Here is a 23,334-nt window from a genome sequence, read left to right on the forward strand (position 1 = left end):
CTTCGTTTTGCTATTCGTGAAGGTGGTCGTACTGTTGGTGCCGGTATCGTCTCTAAGATCATTGAATAAATAATGCTTGTTAAAGGGGTGTTAAAAGTGTTTTAGTTTTGAGAGTTAGGGGTATAGCTCAGTTGGTAGAGCGGCGGTCTCCAAAACCGCAGGTCGCGGGTTCAAGTCCTGCTGCCCCTGCCAAAGGGGGTACATATAAGGGAGTGGATTTTGCTGCCTTTTTCGCTTTTTTTGATATGGGGCTTGTTTTTTTGTGTGTGAAACGGTATTGAATAGAAAGTAAGGAAATTGCATAAGTCTGAAAGTTGGCTTTTGCATTTTTTTCCTGTTTATTTTATTCTATAAAACACAATAGGACTAGAGAGAGTATAGTGTGACGATGGCATCTAAAACCAATCCGATTACCTTTTTGAAGCAGGTTTATGCAGAAACAATTAAAGTGAAATGGCCTACACGTCGTGAGACGGTTATTTCTACTATTATGGTTTTGTTGGTAACTGCATTGGCTTCAGCTTTCTTTTTTATTGTGGATCAGGTTATGCATTTTGGTGTTTGGCGGGTTATTGATCTTCTGAAATATCTTTTTAGTTGAGAATGTAAGGAAGTGTGACTGTGGCAGCTCGTTGGTATATTGTTCAGGCATATTCAAACTTTGAAAAGAAAGTAGCGGAAGCTATTGATAAGGAGGCAAAGCAAAAGGGACTTGATCATCTTTTTGAAAAGATTTTTGTTCCAACAGAGCGTGTTGTAGAGGTTCGTCGTGGACGCAAAGTTGATACTGAGCGAAAATTTTTTCCTGGTTATGTTCTTGTTCGTGCTGAGTTAACAGATGAAGTTTATCATCTTATTAAGAATACGCCTAAAGTGACAGGTTTTTTAGGATCAGATGCGCGTCCTGTTCCCATTTCTGATCGAGAGGTTGAGCAAATTCTCAAACAAGTTCAGGAAAGGGTTGAGTCTCCAAAATCTTCTGTATTGTTTGAGGTTGGAGAGCAAGTTCGCGTTGCTGATGGTCCTTTTGTTTCGTTTAATGGAATTGTTCAAGAGGTTGAAGAAGAGCGCTCTCGTCTTAAGGTTGAAGTGCTTATTTTTGGGCGTCCTACGCCTGTTGATTTGGAATTTAGTCAGGTTGAAAAACTCTGATTAAACTTAGAGTAGTTTTAATTACTTTAAGGAAGGAGTGGGAGGTGATTTATAGCTTTTGTCGGCTTAATGATCCGAACCACGTGACTGCAAGCGGGTAACGGGCAAGATGAATTGTCAGTATACCAGTAAAATTAAAGGCAGATTGTTATGGCAAAAAAAAGTATAGGTCAGCTTAAGTTGCAGGTCCCTGCAGGAGCTGCTACTCCATCTCCACCGATTGGTCCAGCTCTTGGGCAGCGTGGTATTAATATCATGGAATTTTGTAAGGCGTTTAATGCAGCGACACAAGAAATGGAAAAGGGGGCACCGATTCCAGTTGTTATTACGTATTACCAAGATAAATCTTTCACATTTTCTCTCAAGACGCCTCCTGTATCATTCTTTTTAAAGAAGGAAGCAAACCTGAAATCTGGCTCAAAAGAGCCTGGTAAAGTGTCTGTAGGAAGCATTTCTCGCGATAAAATTCGTTCGATTGCGGAATCAAAGATGAAAGATCTTAATGCGAATGACATTGAGGCAGCAATGCGTATGGTTGAAGGTTCTGCTCGCTCGATGGGCTTGGAAGTGGTGGGCTAATATTATGGCAAAAGTAGCAAAAAGAATAAAAAATATCCGAAAAGATATTGATTTTAATGAACTTTACGCTTTAAAAGATGCCGTTTCAATGGTTAAGGAGCGTGCTGTTGCTAAGTTTGATGAAACAATCGAAATTTCAATGAACTTGGGTGTTGATCCTCGTCATGCTGATCAAATGGTTCGAGGCGTTGCTCATTTGCCTAATGGAACAGGGAGAAATATTCGTGTTGCCGTTTTTGCTCGTGGGGATAAGGCTGAGGAAGCTAAGGCGGCAGGAGCTGATATTGTGGGTGCCGAAGATTTATTTGAAAGCGTTAATAGAGGGACTATAGATTTTGATCGTTGTATTGCAACGCCAGACATGATGCCTCTTGTTGGTCGTCTTGGTAAGATTCTTGGTCCACGGAGTTTGATGCCGAATCCGAAAGTTGGTACTGTAACACTTGATGTCGCCGGTGCTGTCAAAGCTTCTAAAGGTGGTGCTGTTGAGTTTCGTGTGGAAAAAGCTGGTATTGTGCATGCTGGTATTGGTAAGGCTTCTTTTGGTGTTGAAAAAATCGTAGAAAATATAAAAGCCTTTGCAAGTGCAGTTATTAAAGCCAAACCACAAGGTGCAAAAGGTGAGTATATTAAGCGCGTTGCTGTTTCGTCGACTATGGGAATTGGTGTTAAAGTTGATCCAGCAACGGTTCGTTCAGAGCTAGTATAAGCTGATTTATAATTTTGTTTTGGGGTATGGGAATATCAAAATTGTATTTAAAATGCTGATTTTGATCAGCTCGCTATCTAAGCTTTATAGGGCTTAGGTTGTACCGGGAGAAATTCCGGAATATCCTGTCCGAGATTGTAGGTGATGCTTTTAAGTATCTTAATCAAAAAAAACCTGCATGAGACTGGGGTAAAAACTGAGAGTTAAAAGACTTAAAGGGTTTGAGCCAAGGTTGCCTTTGAACGCTGTGCGTGAAAAAGGGGACAGGATCCTCATCGGTGACATGAAGTGTTTTATGTTATCAAAGGTAACCAACAGGTTTGTTTTAAGCAAATCTGTTAAATGGAGAGAGACAGTGAATAGAGCGGAAAAACGCGAATTTGTTACATGGCTTAACGAGGCTTTTCGGAAGTCTGGTTCTGTTGTTGTTGCACATTATTCCGGTCTGACAGTTTCACAGATGAATGATTTGCGTTCGAAAATGGGTGAAGCTGGCGGTGCCGTTAAGGTCGCCAAAAACCGTCTTGCTAAAATCGCTCTTCAGGGCACGGAATCTGAATCGATAGTGGGTTTGTTTACTGGACAAACACTTATTGCTTATTCAGAAGATCCAATCACAGCACCGAAAGTTGCTGTTGATTTTGCGAAAAGCAATGACAAATTTGTCATACTTGGCGGTTCAATGGGTGCAACAAGTTTAACTGTAGATGCTGTGAAGTCATTGGCTTCATTGCCTTCATTAAACGAGTTGCGTGCAAAACTTGTGGGTATGATTTCTACCCCTGCGACCCGTATTGCACAGGTTGTTAATGCCCCTGCTGGTCAGGTTGCACGTGTCATTGGAGTATATGCTCAGGAGGATAAGGCGGCTTAAGGCTGTTTGTATTCACGTTTATGGAAGAGCTTTAATGCTTTTCTGTTTTTTTGAATAAGATTTAATAATGGTTAAAATCTTTTAATTGAAGGAATTTAAAAATGGCTGATCTAGAGAAGATCGTAGAAGACCTTTCTAATCTAACCCTTTTGGAAGCCGCTGAGCTTTCTAAGTTACTTGAAGAAAAGTGGGGAGTTTCGGCTGCTGCTCCTGTAGCTGTCGCTGCTGTTGCTGGTGCTGCTGCTCCAGCTGCTGAAGAAAAAACAGAATTTGATGTTATTCTTGTTGAAGGTGGTGCACAAAAAATTAATGTTATTAAGGAAGTTCGTGCTCTTACTGGACTTGGTCTTAAAGAAGCTAAAGATCTGGTTGAAGGTGCACCTAAGCCTATTAAAGAGGCTGCTTCTAAAGAAGAAGCAGAAAAAATTAAATCTCAACTTGAAGCTGCCGGTGCTAAGGTGGAACTTAAGTAAATTTAATTTTATCGGCGGGCATTTATGTTCGCCGATTTTCTTTCTCTTAATACAAAGAGGGAAAATAATGAGTAAAAAACCTTTTCCCAATGGTTTCGTAACAGGAATGGGATAGGTTTGGATTACTTACCCCTTCATCATAGAGTCAAAGAGATAAATGGCTTATGTTGGTGGGGAAAGTTAATGATGCTCATTATTGAGTGTCAAGTGAACTGGTCTGCATATGCAGGTTAATGGTATAAGGCTTTCAAGGTTGGTCTACCTTGAAGAGTAAAGATCAAGGAGCGACGATGGCTCAGACTCACGCAATGATGTCTCAATTCAATGGTCGTAAGCGCGTACGGAAATTTTTTGGTAAGATTCCTGAAGTAGCAGAAATGCCGAATCTTATTGAGGTTCAAAAAGCCTCATACGATCAATTTCTCATGGTTGAGGAACCGAAAGGTGGACGACCAGATGAAGGTTTGCAAGCTGTTTTTAAATCGGTTTTTCCTATTTCAGATTTTTCCGGTACAGCTATGCTTGAGTTTGTAGGTTATGAATTTGATTTACCAAAATTTGATGTTGAAGAGTGCCGTCAACGTGATTTAACTTATGCTGCCCCATTAAAGGTCATATTGCGTTTGATTGTTTTTGATGTTGATGAGGATACTGGCTCCAAAGATATCAAAGACATTAAAGAGCAAGGCGTTTATATGGGTGATATGCCTTTAATGACGACGAATGGTACCTTTATTGTTAATGGTACGGAGCGTGTTATTGTTTCTCAGATGCATCGTTCTCCTGGTGTCTTTTTTGACCATGATAAAGGAAAGTCCCATTCATCAGGAAAGCTTCTTTTTGCTGCTCGTGTTATTCCGTATCGAGGTTCTTGGCTTGATATTGAGTTTGATGCTAAGGACATCATTTATGCGCGTATTGATCGACGGCGCAAGATTCCTGTTACTAGTCTTTTGATGGCATTAGGTATGGATGCGTCGGATATTTTATCGACGTTTTATGATAAAGTGACTTATGAGCGTGATGGAGAAGGATGGCGAGTTCCTTATTCTGTGGATCGCTTTAAAGGAATGAAGCTCATTTCTGACCTTATAGATGCAGATAGTGGTGAAGTCGTTGCGGAGGCTGGTAAAAAATTAACAGTTCGTACTGCGAAGTCTTTGGTAGAAAAAGGACTTAAAGCGGTTAAAGTTAGTGAAGATGATTTATTAGGTTGTTATCTAGCCGAAGATATCGTCAATTACGAAACAGGTGAAATCTACCTTGAAGCTGGTGATGAAATTGACGAAAAAGTATTAAAAATTCTGCTCGATGTTAGTGCTGATCAAGTCAATATTCTTGATATTGATCACATGAATATTGGCGCTTACATCCGCAATACTTTGAAGGTGGATAAAAATGAAAGTCGGCAGGATGCGTTATTTGATATTTACCGGGTGATGCGTCCAGGTGAACCTCCAACAATCGATACAGCAGAAGCAATGTTCCATTCATTGTTTTTTGATCCAGAGCGTTATGATCTTTCAGCTGTCGGGCGTGTTAAGATGAATTTACGTATGGATCTTGATTGTCCAGACACAGTTCGTATTTTACGCCAAGAGGATATTCTTGCTGTTGTTAAGATGTTGGTTGAATTGCGTGATGGACGTGGTGAAATTGATGATATTGATAATCTTGGCAACCGTCGCGTTCGTTCCGTTGGGGAGTTGATGGAAAATCAATATCGCATTGGTCTTCTTCGTATGGAGCGTGCGATAAAAGAGCGTATGTCATCGGTTGAAATTGATACAGTTATGCCACAGGATTTAATCAATGCAAAGCCTGCGGCAGCAGCGGTCCGTGAATTTTTTGGGTCTTCACAATTGTCGCAGTTTATGGATCAAACCAATCCATTGTCAGAAATTACCCATAAGCGCCGTCTTTCTGCTCTTGGTCCAGGTGGTTTGACTCGTGAACGTGCGGGTTTTGAAGTCCGTGACGTACATCCTACGCATTATGGTCGTATTTGTCCGATTGAAACACCAGAAGGCCCCAATATTGGTCTGATTAACTCCTTAGCAACATTTGCGCGAGTTAACAAATATGGCTTTATTGAAAGCCCATATCGAAAAATTATTGATGGGAAAGTCACAAAAGAAGTTATTTATCTTTCAGCGATGGAAGAAGCAAAGCATTATGTCGCTCAGGCTAATTCTTCATTAGATAACGAAGGTCGTTTTATAGAAGAGTTTGTTGTTTGCCGTCATGCTGGTGAAGTTTTAATGGCGCCGCGTGATCATGTTGATTTGATGGATGTTTCACCAAAACAGTTGGTTTCAGTTGCAGCAGCGCTTATTCCTTTTTTGGAAAATGATGATGCGAATCGTGCGCTTATGGGATCGAACATGCAGCGTCAAGCAGTTCCTCTTGTACGCGCTGAAGCGCCATTTGTTGGGACGGGAATGGAATCTATTGTTGCGCGCGATTCAGGAGCTGCTGTAAGTGCAAAACGTAGTGGTGTTGTTGATCAAGTCGATGCTACCCGTATTGTTATCCGTGCAACAGAAGATTTAGATCCTTCAAAATCAGGCGTTGATATTTACCGCTTACAGAAATTTCAGCGTTCTAATCAGTCCACTTGTATTAATCAGCGTCCTCTTGTACATGTCGGTGATAGGGTAGAGAAAGGTGATATCATTGCAGATGGTCCATCCACGGATCTTGGTGATTTGGCTCTTGGGCGGAATGTTCTCGTAGCCTTTATGCCTTGGAATGGATACAATTATGAAGATTCTATTTTGTTATCCGAGCGCATTGTTGCTGATGATGTGTTTACTTCAATTCATATTGAGGAATTTGAAGTTGCGGCACGCGATACAAAACTTGGACCTGAGGAAATTACGCGCGACATTCCTAATGTTGCGGAAGAAGCGTTAAGAAATCTTGATGAAGCTGGCATTATTTATATTGGTGCTGAAGTTCAACCAGGTGATATTTTAGTTGGAAAGATTACCCCGAAAGGTGAAAGTCCCATGACGCCGGAAGAAAAGCTTCTGCGTGCAATTTTTGGGGAAAAGGCATCCGATGTTCGTGATACTTCTATGCGTATGCCTCCTGGGACTTTTGGTACTGTTGTTGAAGTTCGCGTTTTTAATCGCCATGGCGTGGAAAAAGATGAACGTGCGATGGCAATTGAGCGTGAAGAAATTGAGCGTTTAGCAAAAGACCGTGATGATGAACAGTCTATTCTTGATCGCAATGTTTATGCGCGCCTCACCGATATGTTGACAGGTAAAGTTGCTGTAGAAGGTCCGAAAGGCTTTTCGGGCAGCAAAAAGCTTGATAGTACAGTAATGGGGCATTATCCACGATCCCAGTGGTGGCAATTTGCTGTTGAGGATGAAAAGCTTCAAAATGAAATTGAAGCTTTGCGCAAGCAATATGATGAATCAAAAGAAGCATTACAACGTCGCTTTATGGATAAGGTTGAAAAGGTCCAAAGAGGTGATGAAATGCCTCCTGGTGTCATGAAAATGGTGAAGGTTTTTGTGGCTGTGAAGCGCAAAATCCAACCAGGTGACAAGATGGCGGGACGTCACGGGAATAAGGGTGTTGTTTCACGTATTCTTCCCGTAGAAGATATGCCATTTCTTGAAGATGGGACCCATGCTGATATCGTCTTGAATCCGCTTGGTGTGCCTAGTCGTATGAATGTTGGACAAATTCTTGAAACGCATCTTGGTTGGGCATGTGCGGGGATGGGCAAGAAGATTGGTGCTTTGTTAGAGTTATATCAAGAGACTGGGGATATATTGCCGTTGCGTCAGCGTATTGAAAATCTTATGCCTGATGATAATCATAATGAACCAGTTCGTCAGTATGATAATGAAAGCCTTTACAAATTGGCATTGCAGATGAAGAAAGGGGTTTCAATTGCAACGCCTGTTTTTGATGGAGCACATGAGTCTGATATTAACATGATGCTGGAAGACGCAGGCTTAGATAGTTCAGGGCAGGTTACGCTTTATGATGGTCGTACTGGGGAGCCTTTTGATCGTCCAGTAACGGTGGGATATATTTACATGTTGAAATTGCATCACCTTGTTGATGATAAGATTCATGCACGTTCTATTGGTCCCTATTCACTTGTTACGCAGCAGCCATTAGGAGGTAAGGCACAATTTGGTGGTCAGCGTTTTGGTGAAATGGAGGTTTGGGCACTTGAAGCTTATGGTGCTGCATACACTTTGCAGGAGATGCTAACAGTAAAATCAGATGATGTGGCTGGTCGAACAAAAGTCTATGAGGCAATTGTGCGTGGTGATGATACATTTGAGGCAGGTATACCCGAAAGCTTTAATGTGTTGGTAAAAGAAATGCGCTCACTTGCTCTTAATGTGGAGCTTGATGATGCGCGTGAACTTATTGCACAGCGGGCATTGTCTGATACGGCAGAATAATAATTCAAGGAGCGCACTAGAAAAAGGTGCGCTCTTATTACTTTAAGAGGCTCAATAACCTTATTAAGGCTATACAGGTCATTTTTAAAAGTAAATGTCTTTTAAAGAAGATCTGTTATAAAATAGATGAGATATTACAACAGGTTCTAAGAATCTTTGAAGGAGAACAGCATGAACCACGAGGTCATGAATCTTTTCAATCCTCAAGCGCCAGCGCAGACATTTGACTCTATTCGTATTTCTATTGCGAGTCCTGAGAAAATTTTGTCCTGGTCGTATGGTGAGATTAAGAAGCCTGAGACGATTAATTATCGGACTTTTAAACCAGAGCGTGATGGTCTTTTTTGTGCACGTATATTTGGCCCTATTAAGGACTATGAATGTCTATGTGGCAAATATAAACGCATGAAGTATAAGGGCATTATTTGTGAAAAATGTGGTGTAGAGGTTACTCTTTCCCGCGTACGTCGTGAGCGTATGGGGCATATTGAACTTGCGGCACCCGTTGCGCATATATGGTTTCTTAAATCATTACCAGGTCGTATTTCTACACTTTTAGATTTAACTTTAAAAGATATTGAACGGGTTCTTTATTTTGAGAATTATATTGTAACCGAACCAGGATTGACGTCTCTTAAGCTCCATCAGCTTCTTTCTGAAGAAGAATATATGCTTGCTATTGATGAATTTGGAGAAGATCAGTTTACAGCTATGATTGGCGCTGAAGCTATTTACGAGCTTTTAGCTAGTATGGAGTTAGATAAAATCGCTAATGATTTGCGTCTTGAATTAGCTGAAACAACTTCAGAGTTAAAGCAGAAAAAATTGATTAAACGACTTAAAATCGTTGAAAATTTTCTTGAATCTGGAAATAAGCCAGAGTGGATGATTATGAAAACAATTCCGGTTATTCCACCGGATTTGCGTCCATTGGTTCCGCTTGATGGTGGGCGTTTTGCGACATCAGATCTGAATGATCTTTATCGGCGTGTTATTAATCGTAATAACCGCTTGAAACGGCTGATTGAATTGCGTGCTCCTGGAATTATCGTACGCAATGAAAAGCGTATGGTACAAGAAGCTGTTGATGCATTGTTTGATAATGGACGGCGTGGGCGTGTGATTACTGGAGCCAATAAACGTCCTCTTAAGTCTTTATCAGATATGTTGAAGGGCAAGCAAGGACGTTTTCGTCAGAACTTACTTGGGAAGCGTGTTGATTACTCGGGGCGTTCTGTTATCGTGACGGGTCCTGAATTAAAATTGCATCAATGTGGTCTTCCCAAAAAAATGGCTCTTGAATTATTTAAGCCTTTTATTTATGCGCGGCTTGATGCAAAAGGCTATTCATCAACGGTAAAGCAGGCAAAGAAGCTTGTTGAAAAAGAACATCCAGAAGTTTGGGATATCTTGGATGAGGTTATTCGTGAACACCCTGTTTTACTCAACCGTGCGCCAACATTGCACCGTTTGGGGATTCAGGCTTTTGAACCTATCTTAATTGAAGGCAAAGCTATTCAACTTCATCCACTGGTGTGTACTGCTTTTAATGCAGATTTTGATGGTGATCAGATGGCGGTTCACGTGCCGCTTTCTCTTGAAGCACAGCTTGAAGCCCGTGTTTTGATGATGTCCACCAATAATATTCTTCATCCGGCCAATGGTGCTCCCATTATTGTTCCCTCACAGGATATGGTTCTTGGTCTTTATTATCTTTCAATTGTTTCTGAAAAAGAACCAGGTGAAGGAATGGCCTTTTCTGATATAGGTGAGCTTCATTATGCCTTGGAAAATAAGGTTATAACGCTTCATACGAAGATTAAAGGCCGTGTTAAGAATATGGGGAAGGATGGAAAAGAAGTCTCTAAACTTTATGATACGACACCTGGTCGTTTGATTATCGGTGAGCTTTTGCCAAGAAGTGCGGATATCTCATTTGATATTGTCAATCAAGAGATGACGAAAAAGAACATTTCTAAAATGATTGATCATGTTTATCGGCACTGTGGACAAAAAGAGACGGTTATTTTTTGTGACCGTATTATGCAGCTTGGCTTTTCTTATGCTTGTCGTGCAGGAATTTCATTCGGTAAGGACGATATGGTTATTCCTGATAGTAAGTCGCGTTTAGTCGCAGAAACAGAAGCTTTGGCTAAGGAGTACGAACAGCAATATAATGATGGTTTGATTACACAAGGTGAAAAATACAATAAGGTTGTAGATGCTTGGGGTAAATGTACAGATCGCGTTGCAGATGAAATGATGAAACGTATTCAAGCCGTCGATTTTGATCCTAAAACAGGTCGTCAACGGCCGATGAATTCTATCTATATGATGTCGCACTCTGGTGCTCGTGGTTCTGCTAACCAGATGAGACAATTGGCCGGTATGCGTGGATTAATGGCAAAACCATCGGGTGAAATTATTGAAACACCCATTATTTCCAATTTTAAAGAAGGTCTAACTGTTAATGAATACTTCAATTCCACGCATGGTGCACGTAAAGGACTTGCTGATACTGCGTTAAAGACGGCGAACTCTGGTTATTTAACACGGCGTCTTGTTGATGTTGCACAGGATGCTATTATTTCAGCAGTTGATTGTGGTACCGCAAAAGGGCTTACCATGCAGCCGATTGTTGATGCAGGACAAATTGTTGCCTCCCTTGGGCAAAGAATTCTTGGTCGTACAGCGCTTGTTGATATTCTACATCCTGTCTCTGGAGAGGTTATCCTTGAAGGTGGAGCAATGATTGAGGAAGCTGATGTCGCGAAGATTGAAGCAGCTGGAATTCAATCTGTTCAAATTCGTTCTGCATTAACATGTGAAACACGTCTTGGTGTTTGTGCAAAATGCTATGGTCGTGATTTGGCGCGTGGAACACCTGTTAATCAGGGAGAAGCCGTTGGTGTTATTGCTGCTCAATCCATTGGTGAGCCGGGAACACAGCTTACTATGCGTACTTTCCACTTAGGAGGAACTGCGCAGGTTGTTGATTCATCGTATTTAGAGGCATCTTATGAAGGTAAGGTGGAGATTCGTAATCGTAATGTGGTTCGTAACTCTGAAGGCCATTTGGTTGTTATGGGGCGTAATATGGCTATCCTTATCAAGGATGAGTTAGGAAAAGAGCGCGTTGTACATCGTGTTAGCTATGGTGCTCATATTTTTGTTGATGATGGTGATGTGGTTAAACGTGGCCAACGTATAGCAGAATGGGATCCTTATACACGTCCAATTTTAACGGAAGTTGAAGGCTATGTGGGTTTTGAAGATATGATTGATGGTTTATCTGTCACTGAAACAGCTGATGAATCTACGGGTATTACGAAGCGTTTGGTGATTGATTGGCGCGCTAATCCACGTGGTGCGGATCTTAAACCAGCTATTATTATTCACACGGATAAAGAAGGTGAATCCATTGCTAAATTGTATAAGGGAGGTGAAGCCCGTTATATGATGTCAGTGGAAACTATTCTTTCTGTTGAGCTTGGTGCTCATGTTAAGGCTGGTGATGTTATTGCTCGTTTGCCAATGGAAAGTGCCAAGACGAAAGATATTACGGGTGGTCTTCCTCGTGTGGCTGAGCTTTTTGAAGCGCGTCGTCCAAAGGATCATGCGATTATTGCTGAAGTTAGTGGCACGATTCGATTCGGCCGTGGTTATAAGAATAAACGTCGTATCATTATTGAACCAAATGATGAAACTCTTGAGGCAGTAGAATACTTGATTCCAAAAGGTAAGTTGTTCCATTTCCAAGAAGGCGATCAAATTGAAAAGGGAGATTATATCCTTGATGGTAATCCAGCACCTCATGACATCTTGGCGATTAAGGGGGTTGAAGCTTTGGCATCTTATCTTGTTAATGAGATTCAGGAGGTTTATCGTTTGCAGGGAGTTCTTATTAATGATAAGCACATTGAAGTGATTGTTCGTCAAATGTTGCAAAAAGTTGAAATTACAGAATCTGGAGATTCTGGTTATATTCCAGGTGATAATGTTGATCGTATTGAACTTGATGAAATCAATGATAATTTGATTGCAGAAGGGAAGAAACCTGCATCTGGTAATCCCATTCTTCTTGGAATTACAAAAGCTTCTCTTCAAACGCCTTCTTTCATTTCGGCGGCATCGTTTCAGGAAACAACACGTGTTCTTACTGAAGCAGCAGTTTCTGGTAAAATTGATACTTTGCAAGGACTTAAAGAGAACGTTATTGTCGGTCGTCTTATTCCAGCAGGTACGGGTGGTACAATTTCTCAAATCCGTCGTATTGCTGCAGTTCGTGATGATTTGATTGTAGATGAGCAGCGTAAGTCTAGTAATAACGAAGTGGCTAAGGCTATGTTGACAAATATGACAACCGGGGCCGTTGCTGAATAATTTAAATACAACACCACATAATATAAAAACGTCTGAATAGAAAGTTCAGACGTTTTTTATTTCGAAATGCAGAAGTTGTATATTTTCTTGAAAAATATCAAAAATTATAAGGCGATAGTTATTTTAAACATCTTTAGTAGCTTATTGTTTTGTAATGATGCTTATCTTTCTTGTTGTTTCATTTTAAAGTTTCTTAATTTCTGCAGGCAGTATAGAAAGTTTTTTCCCAAATATGTGAAACTCAAAAATCATATTCAAGGAAAAGAGTTGATTATCTACAAATCAAATAATGATTGATTTTTAACTTTAGGAAAATTTTTAATTGATATCTTCTATAGAGATTTAAAAGGATTTATAATGAAAGATCAATAGTCTTTCTGTAATCTAAAAATAATTGATTCTCTACTATACAATGTTTATGAATGTATTTTCTTCTAAATTAAAATGCAGAAAAGTAGAGATTAAGGTGCTCACTAAGTTTTATAAAAAATAGACATATTTCTTATAACAATGTAATCTATGCAGACAGAATAATAAAATGTACGAATATTATTCAATTGGAAAATTAACACGTGAGTTTTCAATAATAGCTCGAACTTTGCTATGAAGAAGAGGGACTTCTTATCCCTTTTCGGTGTGGAAGTACACGGCTTTATACATAAACGGATCGTCATAAGTTAAAACAAATCCTGTATGCTAACAGAGTAAAATTTTCGTTGTCTGAAATATCTGATATGTTGACAATGGTTGGAAAACCACCTGATGATGAGAAAAAGCTTAAGAAATTAATTGCAGGAATTCATAAAAAACGAACTGATTTAAAGCAGATGCAGCATGATGTTGATGATCTTCTACAGGATTTAGAACGAATTGAAGAGAGTTTTTTTGAGAGCTTAGCGGAGTTGGGGGTTAGTCATTGATTATAAATTTATTTTGTCTTCTTTTAGACAAATTTCTTTCTCTTAAAAGAGATAGATTATACTATCTCTAAGGGGAATATTTACCACTGCGTGAAATGTGTAAGTCATTTAAAGAAATAGAGTGTTTGAAAAAGCTGCAAAGGTATTTTCGCAGTATATTATCCTTGATAAGAAAAAACTATTTTTCATAAAGAAAGTAAAAACAATGACAGTTTCTCCTATGAGTGTTTTTCAATCTATTTTGTCACGAAAGTCAATTCGCGCTTTTACTGATCAGCCAGTTAGTTTGGAAACAATCAAAGAAATCTTAAAACTTGCAGCACGTGCACCATCTGGAACAAATATTCAGCCATGGCAAGTAATTGTGCTTACAGGAAGTGTATTACAGAAAGTAGGGCAAGAGCTTTCACAACTTGTGCTTTCAGGTGTAAAAGGAGAGCGTGAATATAGTTATTATCCACGTCAGTGGCGTGAGCCTTATATTTCAAGGCGTCGAAAAGTTGGTTTGGATCTTTATCAGAGTCTTGGAATTCAAAAAGATGATGAAGAAAAAGTACTTCATCAAAAGGCGCGAAATTTTTTATTTTTTGATGCACCTGTAGGACTCTTATTTACAATGGATCACGACATGGAAATGGGGAGTTGGCTTGATTTGGGTATGTTTATGCAGACCATTATGTTAGCTGCACGTGGATTTGGATTAGATACCTGTCCTCAAGCTGCTTTTGCTGATTATCATAAACAGATTCGTACGCTTTTATCTATTCCTTCTGATCGCCATATTATCTGTGGTATGGCACTTGGTTATCGCGATATGAGTGCTCCAGAAAACAATTTTGAGACAGAACGAGAATCGTTAGAAAAATTTGTACGTTTCATTGAAACATATCCATAAAATATTTTATAAAATTAAGCATACGTTTTGAAGAACTTAGTGCATTATGAAAAATATTTCCGATAAGATTTCTCATCCTTATTGAATTTTAATATTGCATATTAACACTTATTTTACTACGCTTCAAACATTAGGAGTTGTGACTCTAGGGGCATTGTCCGTTTTAAAGGTTGGCTAATGGAAAACACTATAGAAAGAAAGTGTTGGGTGGTAGCAAGACGAGCGACATTCGTGTTTATTGTTGTCATTTTTTTAGTTTATCTCGCAATTTGATTTTAAACGGAAGAAACGTTATGAAAAAGCATATATGCTCAAGCTGTACTATAGTTTAAGGTGATACGTGTTTCTATCTGTTTTTGAACTTTTTAAAATTGGGATTGGTCCTTCTAGCTCACATACGATGGGACCAATGACAGCTGCTAATATGTTTTTGCAAAAGATAGGAGATTTTTCTCAGTCGTCTGATGTTCAAGTTTCTCGTATACGTGTTTATCTTTATGGTTCTTTAGCTTTCACGGGTATTGGTCATGCAACAGATAGAGCTATCATATTAGGACTTTTAGGAGAAAAAGCTTCTACTGTTGATCCTGATAGCATGGGGTTTCTGTTAGAAAAAGTTATACGTGAAAAAAAAGTGCAACCAGTAGGTCATCCCGCTTATCAGTTTGATGTGCAACGTGATCTTATTTTTGAACGAAAGCAAATCCTCCCTGGACATACAAATGGACTAGCCTTTGAAGGACTTGATACTGATGGGAATGTTCTGTTGCGGCAGATTTATTATTCTATCGGTGGTGGCTTTGTTGTGACTGAGGATGAATTAAGCCATATGAATGATAATATACAACCAGAAGCATTTGAGGTACCATATCCATTCGATTCTGCTTGTACAATGTTATCAATGGCAGAAAAATCAGGACTTTCAATTGCTGAAATGAAGCGCTTAAATGAAGAAACAAAGATAGAGCGTTCTTCTCTTGATGTAGGGCTTGATGAAATTTTTTCAGCGATGACAAATTGCATTGATAGAGGTCTTTCACAAGAAGGTGAGTTGCCTGGTGGATTGCGTGTTCTAAGGCGCGCTAAAAAGCTGCATGAAACGCTTTTGGAAAAACAAAAGAAAAATTACAATTATCCACTTTGGGCAAATGATTGGCTTTCGGTATATGCTATAGCCGTCAATGAGGAAAATGCAGCAGGTGGTCGTGTTGTTACAGCACCAACAAATGGAGCAGCCGGTGTCGTCCCAGCCGTTTTGCGTTATTATCTTCAATTTAATGATGATTCAGATCGAGAGGGAATACATAATTTTCTATTAACGGCAGCAGCTATAGGCGGTGTTATCAAACATAATGCCTCTATTTCTGGTGCAGAAGTTGGGTGTCAAGGTGAAGTTGGAACGGCATCTTCAATGGCCGCAGCAGGGTTGACCGCAGCGTTAGGTGGAACACCAGCTCAAATTGAAAATGCGGCAGAAATTGCGCTTGAACATCACTTGGGAATGACATGTGATCCTGTTGCAGGTCTTGTACAAGTTCCTTGTATTGAGCGTAATGCAATGGGAGCTGTTAAGGCGGTAACGGCTTCTTCTCTTGCATTATATGGTAATGGAGATCATTTTGTTTCTCTTGATGCTTGTATAGAAACAATGCGCCAGACTGGTCATGATATGAGTGAACGCTATAAAGAGACAAGTAAAGGTGGTCTTGCAGTCAATGTGATATCTTGTTAAGAGCTGGAACATTTTTCAATCCATAACTGGACTTTTGGGAGAGAGATCGTATTTTCTGATAAAGCTTATGTTTTTTCAGCGTTTATGTTGTATGGGGAGCGTTATTAAGAGGGACTTTCTTTATTGAACTTTTACAATAATCCCATCAAATGATAAGCTTTCATCTAATGAAGCTATTCATTTTTTCCAGAAAGATATCAAGGATAATTTTTTATATTAAATCCAAAAGTGGAAAAATATTGGGTATTTTTATGTCCTTAACAATGTTTTTATTGAAAGCTTGGAGATATTGGATAGTTGGAAAAGCTGTCAGAAAAATTCAACAATTTAAGAAAAAAGTATGTTTATCAAAGGGTTTTCTAAGGCTGTAGATAATGGTTAATAATAAAATAATTTTTTAGAGAAATTAAATATTTGTTGCTCCTAAACGGATTTTAATAGGCACATTACCAGTTTGGCTCGCAACGCGTAAATGAATGCGTACAGGAGGCATTATGAGACGACGGTTGCGTATTGTTTGGCAAATGAGAAGGTGAACAAGAGATTGTGTATCTAATGCAGTCGAATTATATTTTAAACCAGTAAGTTTTGCGGCAGCATCGTGAAGAGAACGCAATGAAAGGAGGGATGATTGCTTCAATAAAATTTCTTTTTTATGGAATGAAGCAAAAGCATTATCTGTCATAATACTATCCTTAACGCAGAATTCAAAATTTTTTAGTAGGCTACAGTATAGCAGTTAAAATTTGCTTTCTTTAATGTAGAGCAAGCATCAAATGCAGCTTTTTTTGATTGAAACCCTGTAAAGCGCGCTCGGTAATAACGCCGCCCATTTTTTTCAAACAGTTGCATGTGTGAAGATGCGTGTTTTAAAATAGAAAAAGCTATATTTTTTGCTTTTAAAAGTAGAGTTTTTGCTTGTTCTTCACTAGGAAGAGAACCAATTTGGATAGCCCATCCGGCATTTTCGGACAAAGAGACTGTTACAATTTTATGAGTCTCAGCCGGTATAGTTTTTTGAGGATTCGGTATTGGTATAATTACCTTATTTACAGCCGTTATTGCGATATTGGAGTTTTTAGGTTGTTCTGCAAATGCTGTCAACATAGTCGAAATTTCATCGTCAAAATTACTTGAATCAGCTTTAATGGTCGGTATAGGAGTATTGGCGCCAGTCGGTAAGTGATAGCGTACAGAAGCCATTAAACGTTCACCACTTTTCATTTGGCTTGCTTTGGGCAAATATTGTTTCAATAGGCTAGCCATATGCTCGTCACGCGCAGTAGATGATTTACCTCCCATAACAACAGCGACAACAGAGCGCCCCTCAAGACGCATCGAAGTTGCTAAATTAGAACCTGACATTTGTGTGTAGCCTGTTTTAATTCCATCGACACCTTTCATTATTTTAACAAGTTTATTGTGGCTGTTAATTTTATGTCCACGGAAATTAAAACTTTTTGTTTTGAACAATTTATATTGTTTGGGAAAATGTTTACGTAAAGCTAATGACAAAGTCGCTATATCTCGTGCTGTAGAATAATTGTGCACATCCGGAAGTCCTGAAGCATTTGCAAAATGTGTATGTTTCATGCCAAGTTTACGAGCTTTTATTGTCATCATTTGAGCGAATTTTTTTTCACTACCTCCAAGATATTCTGCAATGGCAGCAGCAACATCATTTGCGGATCTTGTAATGAGTGCTTTAGCTGCTGATTCTGCAGAAATTGTTTGGCCTGCTTTAAATCCAATTTTTGTTGGTGGACGCATTGCTGCATAATGAGAAACAGGAATTGGTGTATTTGGTGTCACACGACGCATCTGCATAGCTTCAAAGAGTAAGTACAATGTCATCATTTTTGTTAAAGAAGCAGGATAACGTTTCAGTGTTGCATTGGCTTGAAATAGAGTTTTTCCCGTAGTAGCATCTATAACAATAGCCGCATACTTATCAGGATAGGCGCCTTGAGGTGTGGCTGATGCCCAACAGTAAGAAAAAGCTAACATAACAAAAGAAATTGCTATTGTTTTACAGTAGCGCATAATTTTTTGATAATTAATATACACTTGCAGTATCCTATTTCTCCATTTATCCTGAAAAACTTCTATAAAGCTTCCTTTTCTGTAATTTGTTGATGCAGTTTAGGCGAATGGTATTACTAATTTGTTTACAGAAGTTATTTTATGAGTGAGTGATTGAAGTCTAACCATAGAGGGAGATTTTTTTCTAATACAAACAGGTATTGCAATAGTTATGAAAGAATTTAAAATTAATAAAAAATGTGTTGCATGGAAAACGATAATGGGACAGACGCTCATAATAAACTCTATAGCTCATATTATGCATAATGAAAAGGGCAAGAATTGGGATGAAGGTAGGCATGGTGCGGTTATAATGCCTAAGGCTAGAGAAAAACTCGAAAAACCTAAATTATGTCGAGTTTTTTTGCTTAATGATGATTACACACCTATGGATTTTGTTGTTTTCGTTTTGAAGAACTTTTTTAAAAAAAGTTTCGAAGAGGCAACGCGGATAATGTTAAATGTTCATCACAATGGGATAGGAGAATGTGGGACTTATACTTATGAAGTCGCTGAAATGAAAATATTACAAGTGAGGGAATGTGCGCGTCAAAATGAACATCCGTTACAATGTGTAATGGAATGGAAGTGAGGAGCTATGCCATCTTTTACACCTAGTCTTGAAGAGGTTTTGCATCGTGCATTAACAATTGCTACTCAAGCACGGCATGAATATGCAACACTAGAGCATCTTCTACTTGCGCTGTTAGATGATGCCGATGCAAATTCCGTTATTCAGGCTTGCCAAGTAGATGTGGAGGAATTGCGAGAGCGCTTAACCAATTATCTTCGCTCAGAGTTAGATGAACAGATTAGAGCTGATGAGGATACAAAGCCTACAGCTTTTTTCCAGCGTGTTATCCAACGTGCGGTGATTCATGCACAATCAGCTGGAAAAGATGAAGTATCGGGGGCAAATGTTCTTGTTGCAATTTTTTCTGAACGTGAAAGCCATGCAGCATATTTTCTTCAAGAGATGGGAATGACACGCTATGATGCTGTACGTTTTATTTCACAGGGTGTCACGCGTGATGATGGGTTATCCATGTTACTTGAAGGACTTGAAGAGCAATTAGATCAGCAGATTTCGGATAATGGTGAAAGAGGAACAAGTGCTTTAACGAATTATTGTGTTGATCTCAATTGTAAAGCACGTAATGGAAAAATTGATTTATTAATTGGCCGTGAAATAGAAATTTCACGCATGATTCAGATTTTATGTCGAAGGTCAAAAAACAATCCGCTTTTGGTTGGTGATCCTGGAGTAGGGAAAACAGCTATAATTGAGGGATTGGCAAAGCGCATTGTTGATGGGCAAGTGCCTGAAGTTTTATCAAATGCAACAATATTTTCTCTTGATATGGGGGGACTTGTTGCAGGTACACGTTATCGCGGTGATTTTGAAGAACGCTTAAAGCAAGTTATTAAAGAGTTTGAGCTGTATCCAGATGCTATTTTATTTATTGATGAAATCCATACCTTAATTGGAGCAGGAGCAACATTAGGGGGAAATATGGATGCAGCAAATCTTTTGAAACCTGTGTTATCTTCTGGAACTATGCGATGTATTGGTTCGACGACTTACAGAGAATATCGCAAATTCTTTGAACAAGATCGTGCTTTAGAGCGTCGTTTTCAGAAGATTGATATTAATGAACCTTCTGTTACAGATGCGATTAAAATTTTGCAGGGGATGAAGCCTTACTTTGAAGATTTTCATCAGATTAAATATACAGATCAGGCGATGAAGGCATCTGTAGAATTATCTTCACGTTATATAATTGACCGTAGGTTACCTGACAAAGCAATTGATATTATTGATGAAAGTGGCGCAGCGCAAAAGCTTTTGCCACAAAAACAACGCAAGAAGAGTATAGGTGTTAAAGAAATTGAAGCGACTGTTGCTACAATTGCAAGAATTCCACCAAAAACAGTTTCCCGGAATGATCAGAAGATACTGAGTAAGCTTGAAAGAGAACTCAAACATGTTGTTTATGGTCAAGATCAGGCAATTTCCGTCTTAGTTTCATCCATAAAATTGGCGCGAGCAGGTTTACGCGAACCGGATAAACCAATAGGAAGTTATTTATTTTCAGGACCAACAGGTGTAGGAAAAACTGAAGTTGCAAAACAGCTTGCATCATCTTTAGGCATTGAATTATTGCGTTTTGATATGTCAGAATATATGGAACGGCATACGATAGCACGTTTAATCGGAGCACCTCCAGGTTATATAGGGTTTGATCAAGGAGGTCTCCTTACAGATGCCGTTGATCAGAAACCTCACGCAGTTCTATTGCTAGATGAGATTGAGAAAGCGCACCCAGAGTTATTTAATATTTTATTGCAGGTAATGGATTATGGTAGATTAACAGACCATAATGGTAAGAAAATTGATTTCCGCAATGTTATTTTGATTATGACAACCAATGCTGGTGCTTCAGATATGGCAAAATCAGCTATTGGATTTGGGAAAGTACATCGTGATGGTGAGGATATAGAAGCAATCAATCGGTTATTTACACCAGAATTTCGTAATCGGTTAGATGCAATTATTCCGTTTGCACCTTTATCTCATTTAATCATCAATCAGATAGTGCAAAAATTTATTTTTCAGCTTGAAGCACAATTAGCTGATCGGGGAATTTGTTTTGAATTAAGCCCTTCTGCAACTTTATGGCTTTCTAATAAAGGATGCGATTCTCAGATGGGAGCACGCCCATTAGGGCGTGTTATACAAGAATATATTAAAAAGCCATTAGCTGATGAAATTTTATTTGGAAAGTTACGCAATGGCGGTACCGTTCGCGTATTGACACAAAAATCAAATGGCAAAAAAGAAAGCTTACAGTTAGAAATTTCATCTTCCGATATATCTGTAAGTTCAAAGAAAAGTAAAATGGAAAACTTTACAAAAAAAAACGTGTAGAAAAAAAGCACAACAACTTAAGAGTGTGTTATAAAGCTGCACGGATTTTTTTTGCATTCTCTTCAAGTATTTCTGGAGGCGTTACCATATCATTATGAGGGGTAAGCTCTATTCCCTCCATACGTGGTATAATATGAAAATGAAGGTGATAGACGGTTTGTTGACTAGCTGCTTCATTAAATTGCATGACAGTTATGCCATCTGCTTGAAAGGCTTTTTTGACAGCATTTGCAATTTTTTGAACAGCTTTAATAACAGGAAATAATGTTTCAGGATCTGCATCAAGTAAGTTTCTAGAGCCTTTTTTAGGAATGACCAGCGTATGACCTGGTGCCTGTGGCATGATATCCATAAATCCAATAACATCATCATCTTCGTAGACACGAACAGAAGGGATTTCATTGCGAATCAATTTAGCAAAAATATTGTTATTGTCATAAGCTTGTTTCATACAAATATTTCCTTTTATCGTAAGTTTAAGATTCTAATTTAAAAACGAAAAAATGCAAGGTTTATCAGAGTGTAAGACAAAGAAGTATTTTGACTTCAGTTATATTTAGGATAATGCACTGTCTTAATGAAGGTTTAGATTTCTATGATGGCTTCAACTTCTACAGGAACATCCATAGGAAGAGAGGCAACACCAATAGCAGAACGGGCGTGTTTTCCAATTTCACCAAGGATATTGACGAATAAATTAGAAGCTCCATTGGCAACAAAAGGAATATCGGTAAAATGAGAATCTACAGCCACAAAAACAGTAATTTTTACCACACGTTTTATTTTATTTAAGTCACCCAGAGTTGCCTTGAGTTGCGCGAGAATATTGAGAGCGCAAGCTTCAGATGCTTTTTGGGCTTGTTCGGTATTCACAGTTGCACCAACTTTACCGATGGCTATTGGTTTTCCATTAATAAGAGGAAGTTGCCCAGAAATAAAGAGTTGATTGCCACTTTGTGAAGTGGTGATGTAATTGGCAAGGGGGGAGATTACTTCAGGAAGAGTGATCCCGAATTTTTCTAAGTTTTTTTCAATCATATTGGTCATAATTTTAACTCCATAGCTACTTTATAATATATTCATTGCATAATCTATTTTTTGATTTAAGAAAATGTGTGGTTAATTGAGAAATTAGCCTTTTTTGCCTTATTGTATGATGTTATGCAACGGGGATAAAGTTCGGAAGTTGGGAATGATTAGATCATTATTTATAATAGTTTTATATATTGTTTTTTTATGTACTGCGAGAGCTGAAGAGCCCATTTTTATTGTGCCTCATCGAGCAATTTATGATTTTCATCTCGATAGTGTTTCTCATGAAATGACAATTTCTGCGATGTCAGGACGAATGGTTTACGAGCTTGCTGGTTCGGCATGCCAAGGCTATAGCACACGTTTTCGTTTCATTAGCCGTGTTTACATTGAAGATATGCCAGTACGTTTGACGGATCAACAGACGACGAGTTATGAAACAGGAGACAGCCGTACATTTCGTTTTAATATTACAGATCAAGAGGGAGAAGAGGTTGTGCATCGTGCCGAGGGAGTTGCGGAGCGTACGCAAGATGGTATTACAGTTACCTTAAAAAAGCCAAAGGAAAAAGAGTATAAGCTTGCAATGGCTGAATTTCCAATGATGCAACTAAAAAATATTATCCGCCATGCAAAAGCAGGAGATCATTTTTACAATGTTACTGTATTTGATGGGACAAATAAAGCAGATAAAGTTATAAAAGAAAGTATCGTCATAGGGGAAAAGAAGACGCTTTTATCTGATAGCGAAACGGAAAAAGTAAGAAAATTGGATGAAGAAGAATATTGGCCTGTTACAATTTCTTATTTTGATGATGGAGAAAATAAAGATGGTTTGCCGGTTTATCGTAGCAGTTTTCTCTTACATGAGAATGGTGTCATGCGTGATCTTCATATAGATTATGGAACTTTTTCAGTGCGTGCAAAATTGAACAGTCTCGAATTCTTGGAACTTGGAAAAGATCTTAATCAATGTGAAAATGCAAATATTAAATGATTAAAGAAAATAACTTGAAAAAGAATCAAATATTAGTATGTTTGCGCTATTCCACACGCGGAGTCTGGGTGTTTGCAAATGATCTGTGAGAAACTTCTAGCAAGCATCCGCCGGTAGCAGGTCTTCCTGCTTTTTCCG

At 38.8% G+C, this 23,334-nt stretch carries 18 protein-coding genes, 1 tRNA gene and 1 pseudogene; 16 read left to right on the forward strand and 4 right to left on the reverse strand.

The window, feature by feature from the left end; all coding sequences use genetic code 11:
- The 13 genes and pseudogenes from ACFIL2_RS07390 to ACFIL2_RS07450 all read left to right on the forward strand — a co-directional run.
- Positions 1-69 (forward strand): annotated as a pseudogene (locus tag ACFIL2_RS07390) (elongation factor Tu); the annotation flags it as partial.
- A gap of 47 nt (positions 70-116) precedes the next feature.
- A tRNA-Trp gene (locus tag ACFIL2_RS07395) sits at positions 117-192 on the forward strand.
- 196 nt (positions 193-388) lie between these two features.
- Positions 389-601 (forward strand): preprotein translocase subunit SecE, encoded by a 213-nt coding sequence (gene secE, locus ACFIL2_RS07400; protein ID WP_273790652.1) that lies wholly within the window; start codon positions 389-391, stop codon positions 599-601.
- 20 nt (positions 602-621) lie between these two features.
- Positions 622-1,152: a transcription termination/antitermination protein NusG gene (gene nusG, locus ACFIL2_RS07405; protein ID WP_375632755.1), complete on the forward strand. Its 531-nt coding sequence runs from the start codon at positions 622-624 to the stop codon at positions 1,150-1,152.
- A gap of 150 nt (positions 1,153-1,302) precedes the next feature.
- Positions 1,303-1,731 carry a 50S ribosomal protein L11 gene (rplK, locus tag ACFIL2_RS07410; RefSeq protein WP_273723157.1) on the forward strand — a complete coding sequence of 143 codons (429 nt, stop codon included), beginning with the start codon at positions 1,303-1,305 and terminating at the stop codon, positions 1,729-1,731.
- A 4-nt stretch (positions 1,732-1,735) separates the two neighbouring features.
- Positions 1,736-2,440, forward strand: coding sequence for a 50S ribosomal protein L1 (rplA, locus tag ACFIL2_RS07415; protein ID WP_375613460.1), 705 nt, complete (start codon positions 1,736-1,738; stop codon positions 2,438-2,440).
- Positions 2,441-2,795: 355 nt separating this feature from the next.
- Positions 2,796-3,314, forward strand: a complete 519-nt coding sequence (gene rplJ, locus ACFIL2_RS07420) for a 50S ribosomal protein L10 (RefSeq protein WP_375680283.1) — start codon at positions 2,796-2,798, stop codon at positions 3,312-3,314.
- 101 nt (positions 3,315-3,415) lie between these two features.
- Complete coding sequence (rplL, locus tag ACFIL2_RS07425; RefSeq protein WP_273790654.1) at positions 3,416-3,787, forward strand: 50S ribosomal protein L7/L12; 372 nt, start codon at positions 3,416-3,418, stop codon at positions 3,785-3,787.
- Positions 3,788-4,077: 290 nt separating this feature from the next.
- Positions 4,078-8,226 carry a DNA-directed RNA polymerase subunit beta gene (rpoB, locus tag ACFIL2_RS07430; RefSeq protein ID WP_375632759.1) on the forward strand — a complete coding sequence of 1,383 codons (4,149 nt, stop codon included), beginning with the start codon at positions 4,078-4,080 and terminating at the stop codon, positions 8,224-8,226.
- 171 nt (positions 8,227-8,397) lie between these two features.
- Positions 8,398-12,609 carry a DNA-directed RNA polymerase subunit beta' gene (rpoC, locus tag ACFIL2_RS07435; protein ID WP_375632761.1) on the forward strand — a complete coding sequence of 1,404 codons (4,212 nt, stop codon included), beginning with the start codon at positions 8,398-8,400 and terminating at the stop codon, positions 12,607-12,609.
- A gap of 716 nt (positions 12,610-13,325) precedes the next feature.
- Positions 13,326-13,529 (forward strand): hypothetical protein, encoded by a 204-nt coding sequence (locus tag ACFIL2_RS07440; RefSeq protein ID WP_375618381.1) that lies wholly within the window; start codon positions 13,326-13,328, stop codon positions 13,527-13,529.
- Between the two features lie 205 nt (positions 13,530-13,734).
- A complete protein-coding gene (locus tag ACFIL2_RS07445; RefSeq protein ID WP_375618388.1) occupies positions 13,735-14,424 on the forward strand; it encodes a nitroreductase in 690 nt (229 codons plus the stop codon).
- A gap of 340 nt (positions 14,425-14,764) precedes the next feature.
- Entirely contained in the window at positions 14,765-16,156 is a 1,392-nt protein-coding gene (locus ACFIL2_RS07450) for an L-serine ammonia-lyase (RefSeq protein WP_375632764.1), read from the forward strand.
- A gap of 406 nt (positions 16,157-16,562) precedes the next feature.
- Here ACFIL2_RS07450 and ACFIL2_RS07455 read toward each other — a convergent pair whose 3' ends face one another.
- Positions 16,563-16,841, reverse strand: coding sequence for a hypothetical protein (locus ACFIL2_RS07455; RefSeq protein ID WP_375618379.1), 279 nt, complete (start codon positions 16,839-16,841; stop codon positions 16,563-16,565).
- 32 nt (positions 16,842-16,873) lie between these two features.
- Positions 16,874-18,223 (reverse strand): D-alanyl-D-alanine carboxypeptidase, encoded by a 1,350-nt coding sequence (locus ACFIL2_RS07460; RefSeq protein ID WP_375632766.1) that lies wholly within the window; start codon positions 18,221-18,223, stop codon positions 16,874-16,876.
- 235 nt (positions 18,224-18,458) lie between these two features.
- On the opposite strand from ACFIL2_RS07460, the gene clpS reads away from it, so the two are divergent.
- On the forward strand, positions 18,459-18,830 hold the full coding sequence (gene clpS, locus ACFIL2_RS07465; protein WP_273790742.1) for an ATP-dependent Clp protease adapter ClpS: 372 nt from the start codon (positions 18,459-18,461) through the stop codon (positions 18,828-18,830).
- A 6-nt stretch (positions 18,831-18,836) separates the two neighbouring features.
- The gene (gene clpA / locus ACFIL2_RS07470) at positions 18,837-21,167 is read left to right on the forward strand and encodes an ATP-dependent Clp protease ATP-binding subunit ClpA (protein WP_375680282.1); all 2,331 of its coding nucleotides are present in this window, start codon (positions 18,837-18,839) and stop codon (positions 21,165-21,167) included.
- A 28-nt stretch (positions 21,168-21,195) separates the two neighbouring features.
- On the opposite strand, the gene ACFIL2_RS07475 is transcribed toward clpA, so the two are convergent.
- Both ACFIL2_RS07475 and ACFIL2_RS07480 read right to left on the reverse strand, forming a co-directional pair.
- Positions 21,196-21,618, reverse strand: a complete 423-nt coding sequence (locus ACFIL2_RS07475) for an HIT family protein (protein WP_375607220.1) — start codon at positions 21,616-21,618, stop codon at positions 21,196-21,198.
- A gap of 134 nt (positions 21,619-21,752) precedes the next feature.
- The gene (locus ACFIL2_RS07480; RefSeq protein WP_375607219.1) at positions 21,753-22,214 is read right to left on the reverse strand and encodes a RidA family protein; all 462 of its coding nucleotides are present in this window, start codon (positions 22,212-22,214) and stop codon (positions 21,753-21,755) included.
- Between the two features lie 145 nt (positions 22,215-22,359).
- Here ACFIL2_RS07480 and ACFIL2_RS07485 point away from each other — a divergent pair, with 145 nt between their 5' ends.
- Positions 22,360-23,196, forward strand: a complete 837-nt coding sequence (locus tag ACFIL2_RS07485) for a cell envelope integrity EipB family protein (protein WP_375632770.1) — start codon at positions 22,360-22,362, stop codon at positions 23,194-23,196.
- Positions 23,197-23,334 lie beyond the last annotated feature (138 nt).

It is taken from the genome of Bartonella sp. AP30XZML (genome assembly GCF_042195945.1).
Lineage (GTDB): Bacteria > Pseudomonadota > Alphaproteobacteria > Rhizobiales > Rhizobiaceae > Bartonella.

Coding starts and splice junctions, on each gene's coding strand:
- secE (WP_273790652.1), top strand. CDS start 389: ATGGCATCTAAAACCAATCCGATTACCTTTTTGAAGCAGGTTTATGCA.
- rplK (WP_273723157.1), top strand. CDS start 1,303: ATGGCAAAAAAAAGTATAGGTCAGCTTAAGTTGCAGGTCCCTGCAGGA.
- rplA (WP_375613460.1), top strand. CDS start 1,736: ATGGCAAAAGTAGCAAAAAGAATAAAAAATATCCGAAAAGATATTGAT.
- rplL (WP_273790654.1), top strand. CDS start 3,416: ATGGCTGATCTAGAGAAGATCGTAGAAGACCTTTCTAATCTAACCCTT.
- rpoB (WP_375632759.1), top strand. CDS start 4,078: ATGGCTCAGACTCACGCAATGATGTCTCAATTCAATGGTCGTAAGCGC.
- rpoC (WP_375632761.1), top strand. CDS start 8,398: ATGAACCACGAGGTCATGAATCTTTTCAATCCTCAAGCGCCAGCGCAG.
- ACFIL2_RS07445 (WP_375618388.1), top strand. CDS start 13,735: ATGACAGTTTCTCCTATGAGTGTTTTTCAATCTATTTTGTCACGAAAG.
- ACFIL2_RS07455 (WP_375618379.1), bottom strand. CDS start 16,841: ATGACAGATAATGCTTTTGCTTCATTCCATAAAAAAGAAATTTTATTG.
- clpS (WP_273790742.1), top strand. CDS start 18,459: ATGGGACAGACGCTCATAATAAACTCTATAGCTCATATTATGCATAAT.
- clpA (WP_375680282.1), top strand. CDS start 18,837: ATGCCATCTTTTACACCTAGTCTTGAAGAGGTTTTGCATCGTGCATTA.
- ACFIL2_RS07475 (WP_375607220.1), bottom strand. CDS start 21,618: ATGAAACAAGCTTATGACAATAACAATATTTTTGCTAAATTGATTCGC.
- ACFIL2_RS07480 (WP_375607219.1), bottom strand. CDS start 22,214: ATGACCAATATGATTGAAAAAAACTTAGAAAAATTCGGGATCACTCTT.
- ACFIL2_RS07485 (WP_375632770.1), top strand. CDS start 22,360: ATGATTAGATCATTATTTATAATAGTTTTATATATTGTTTTTTTATGT.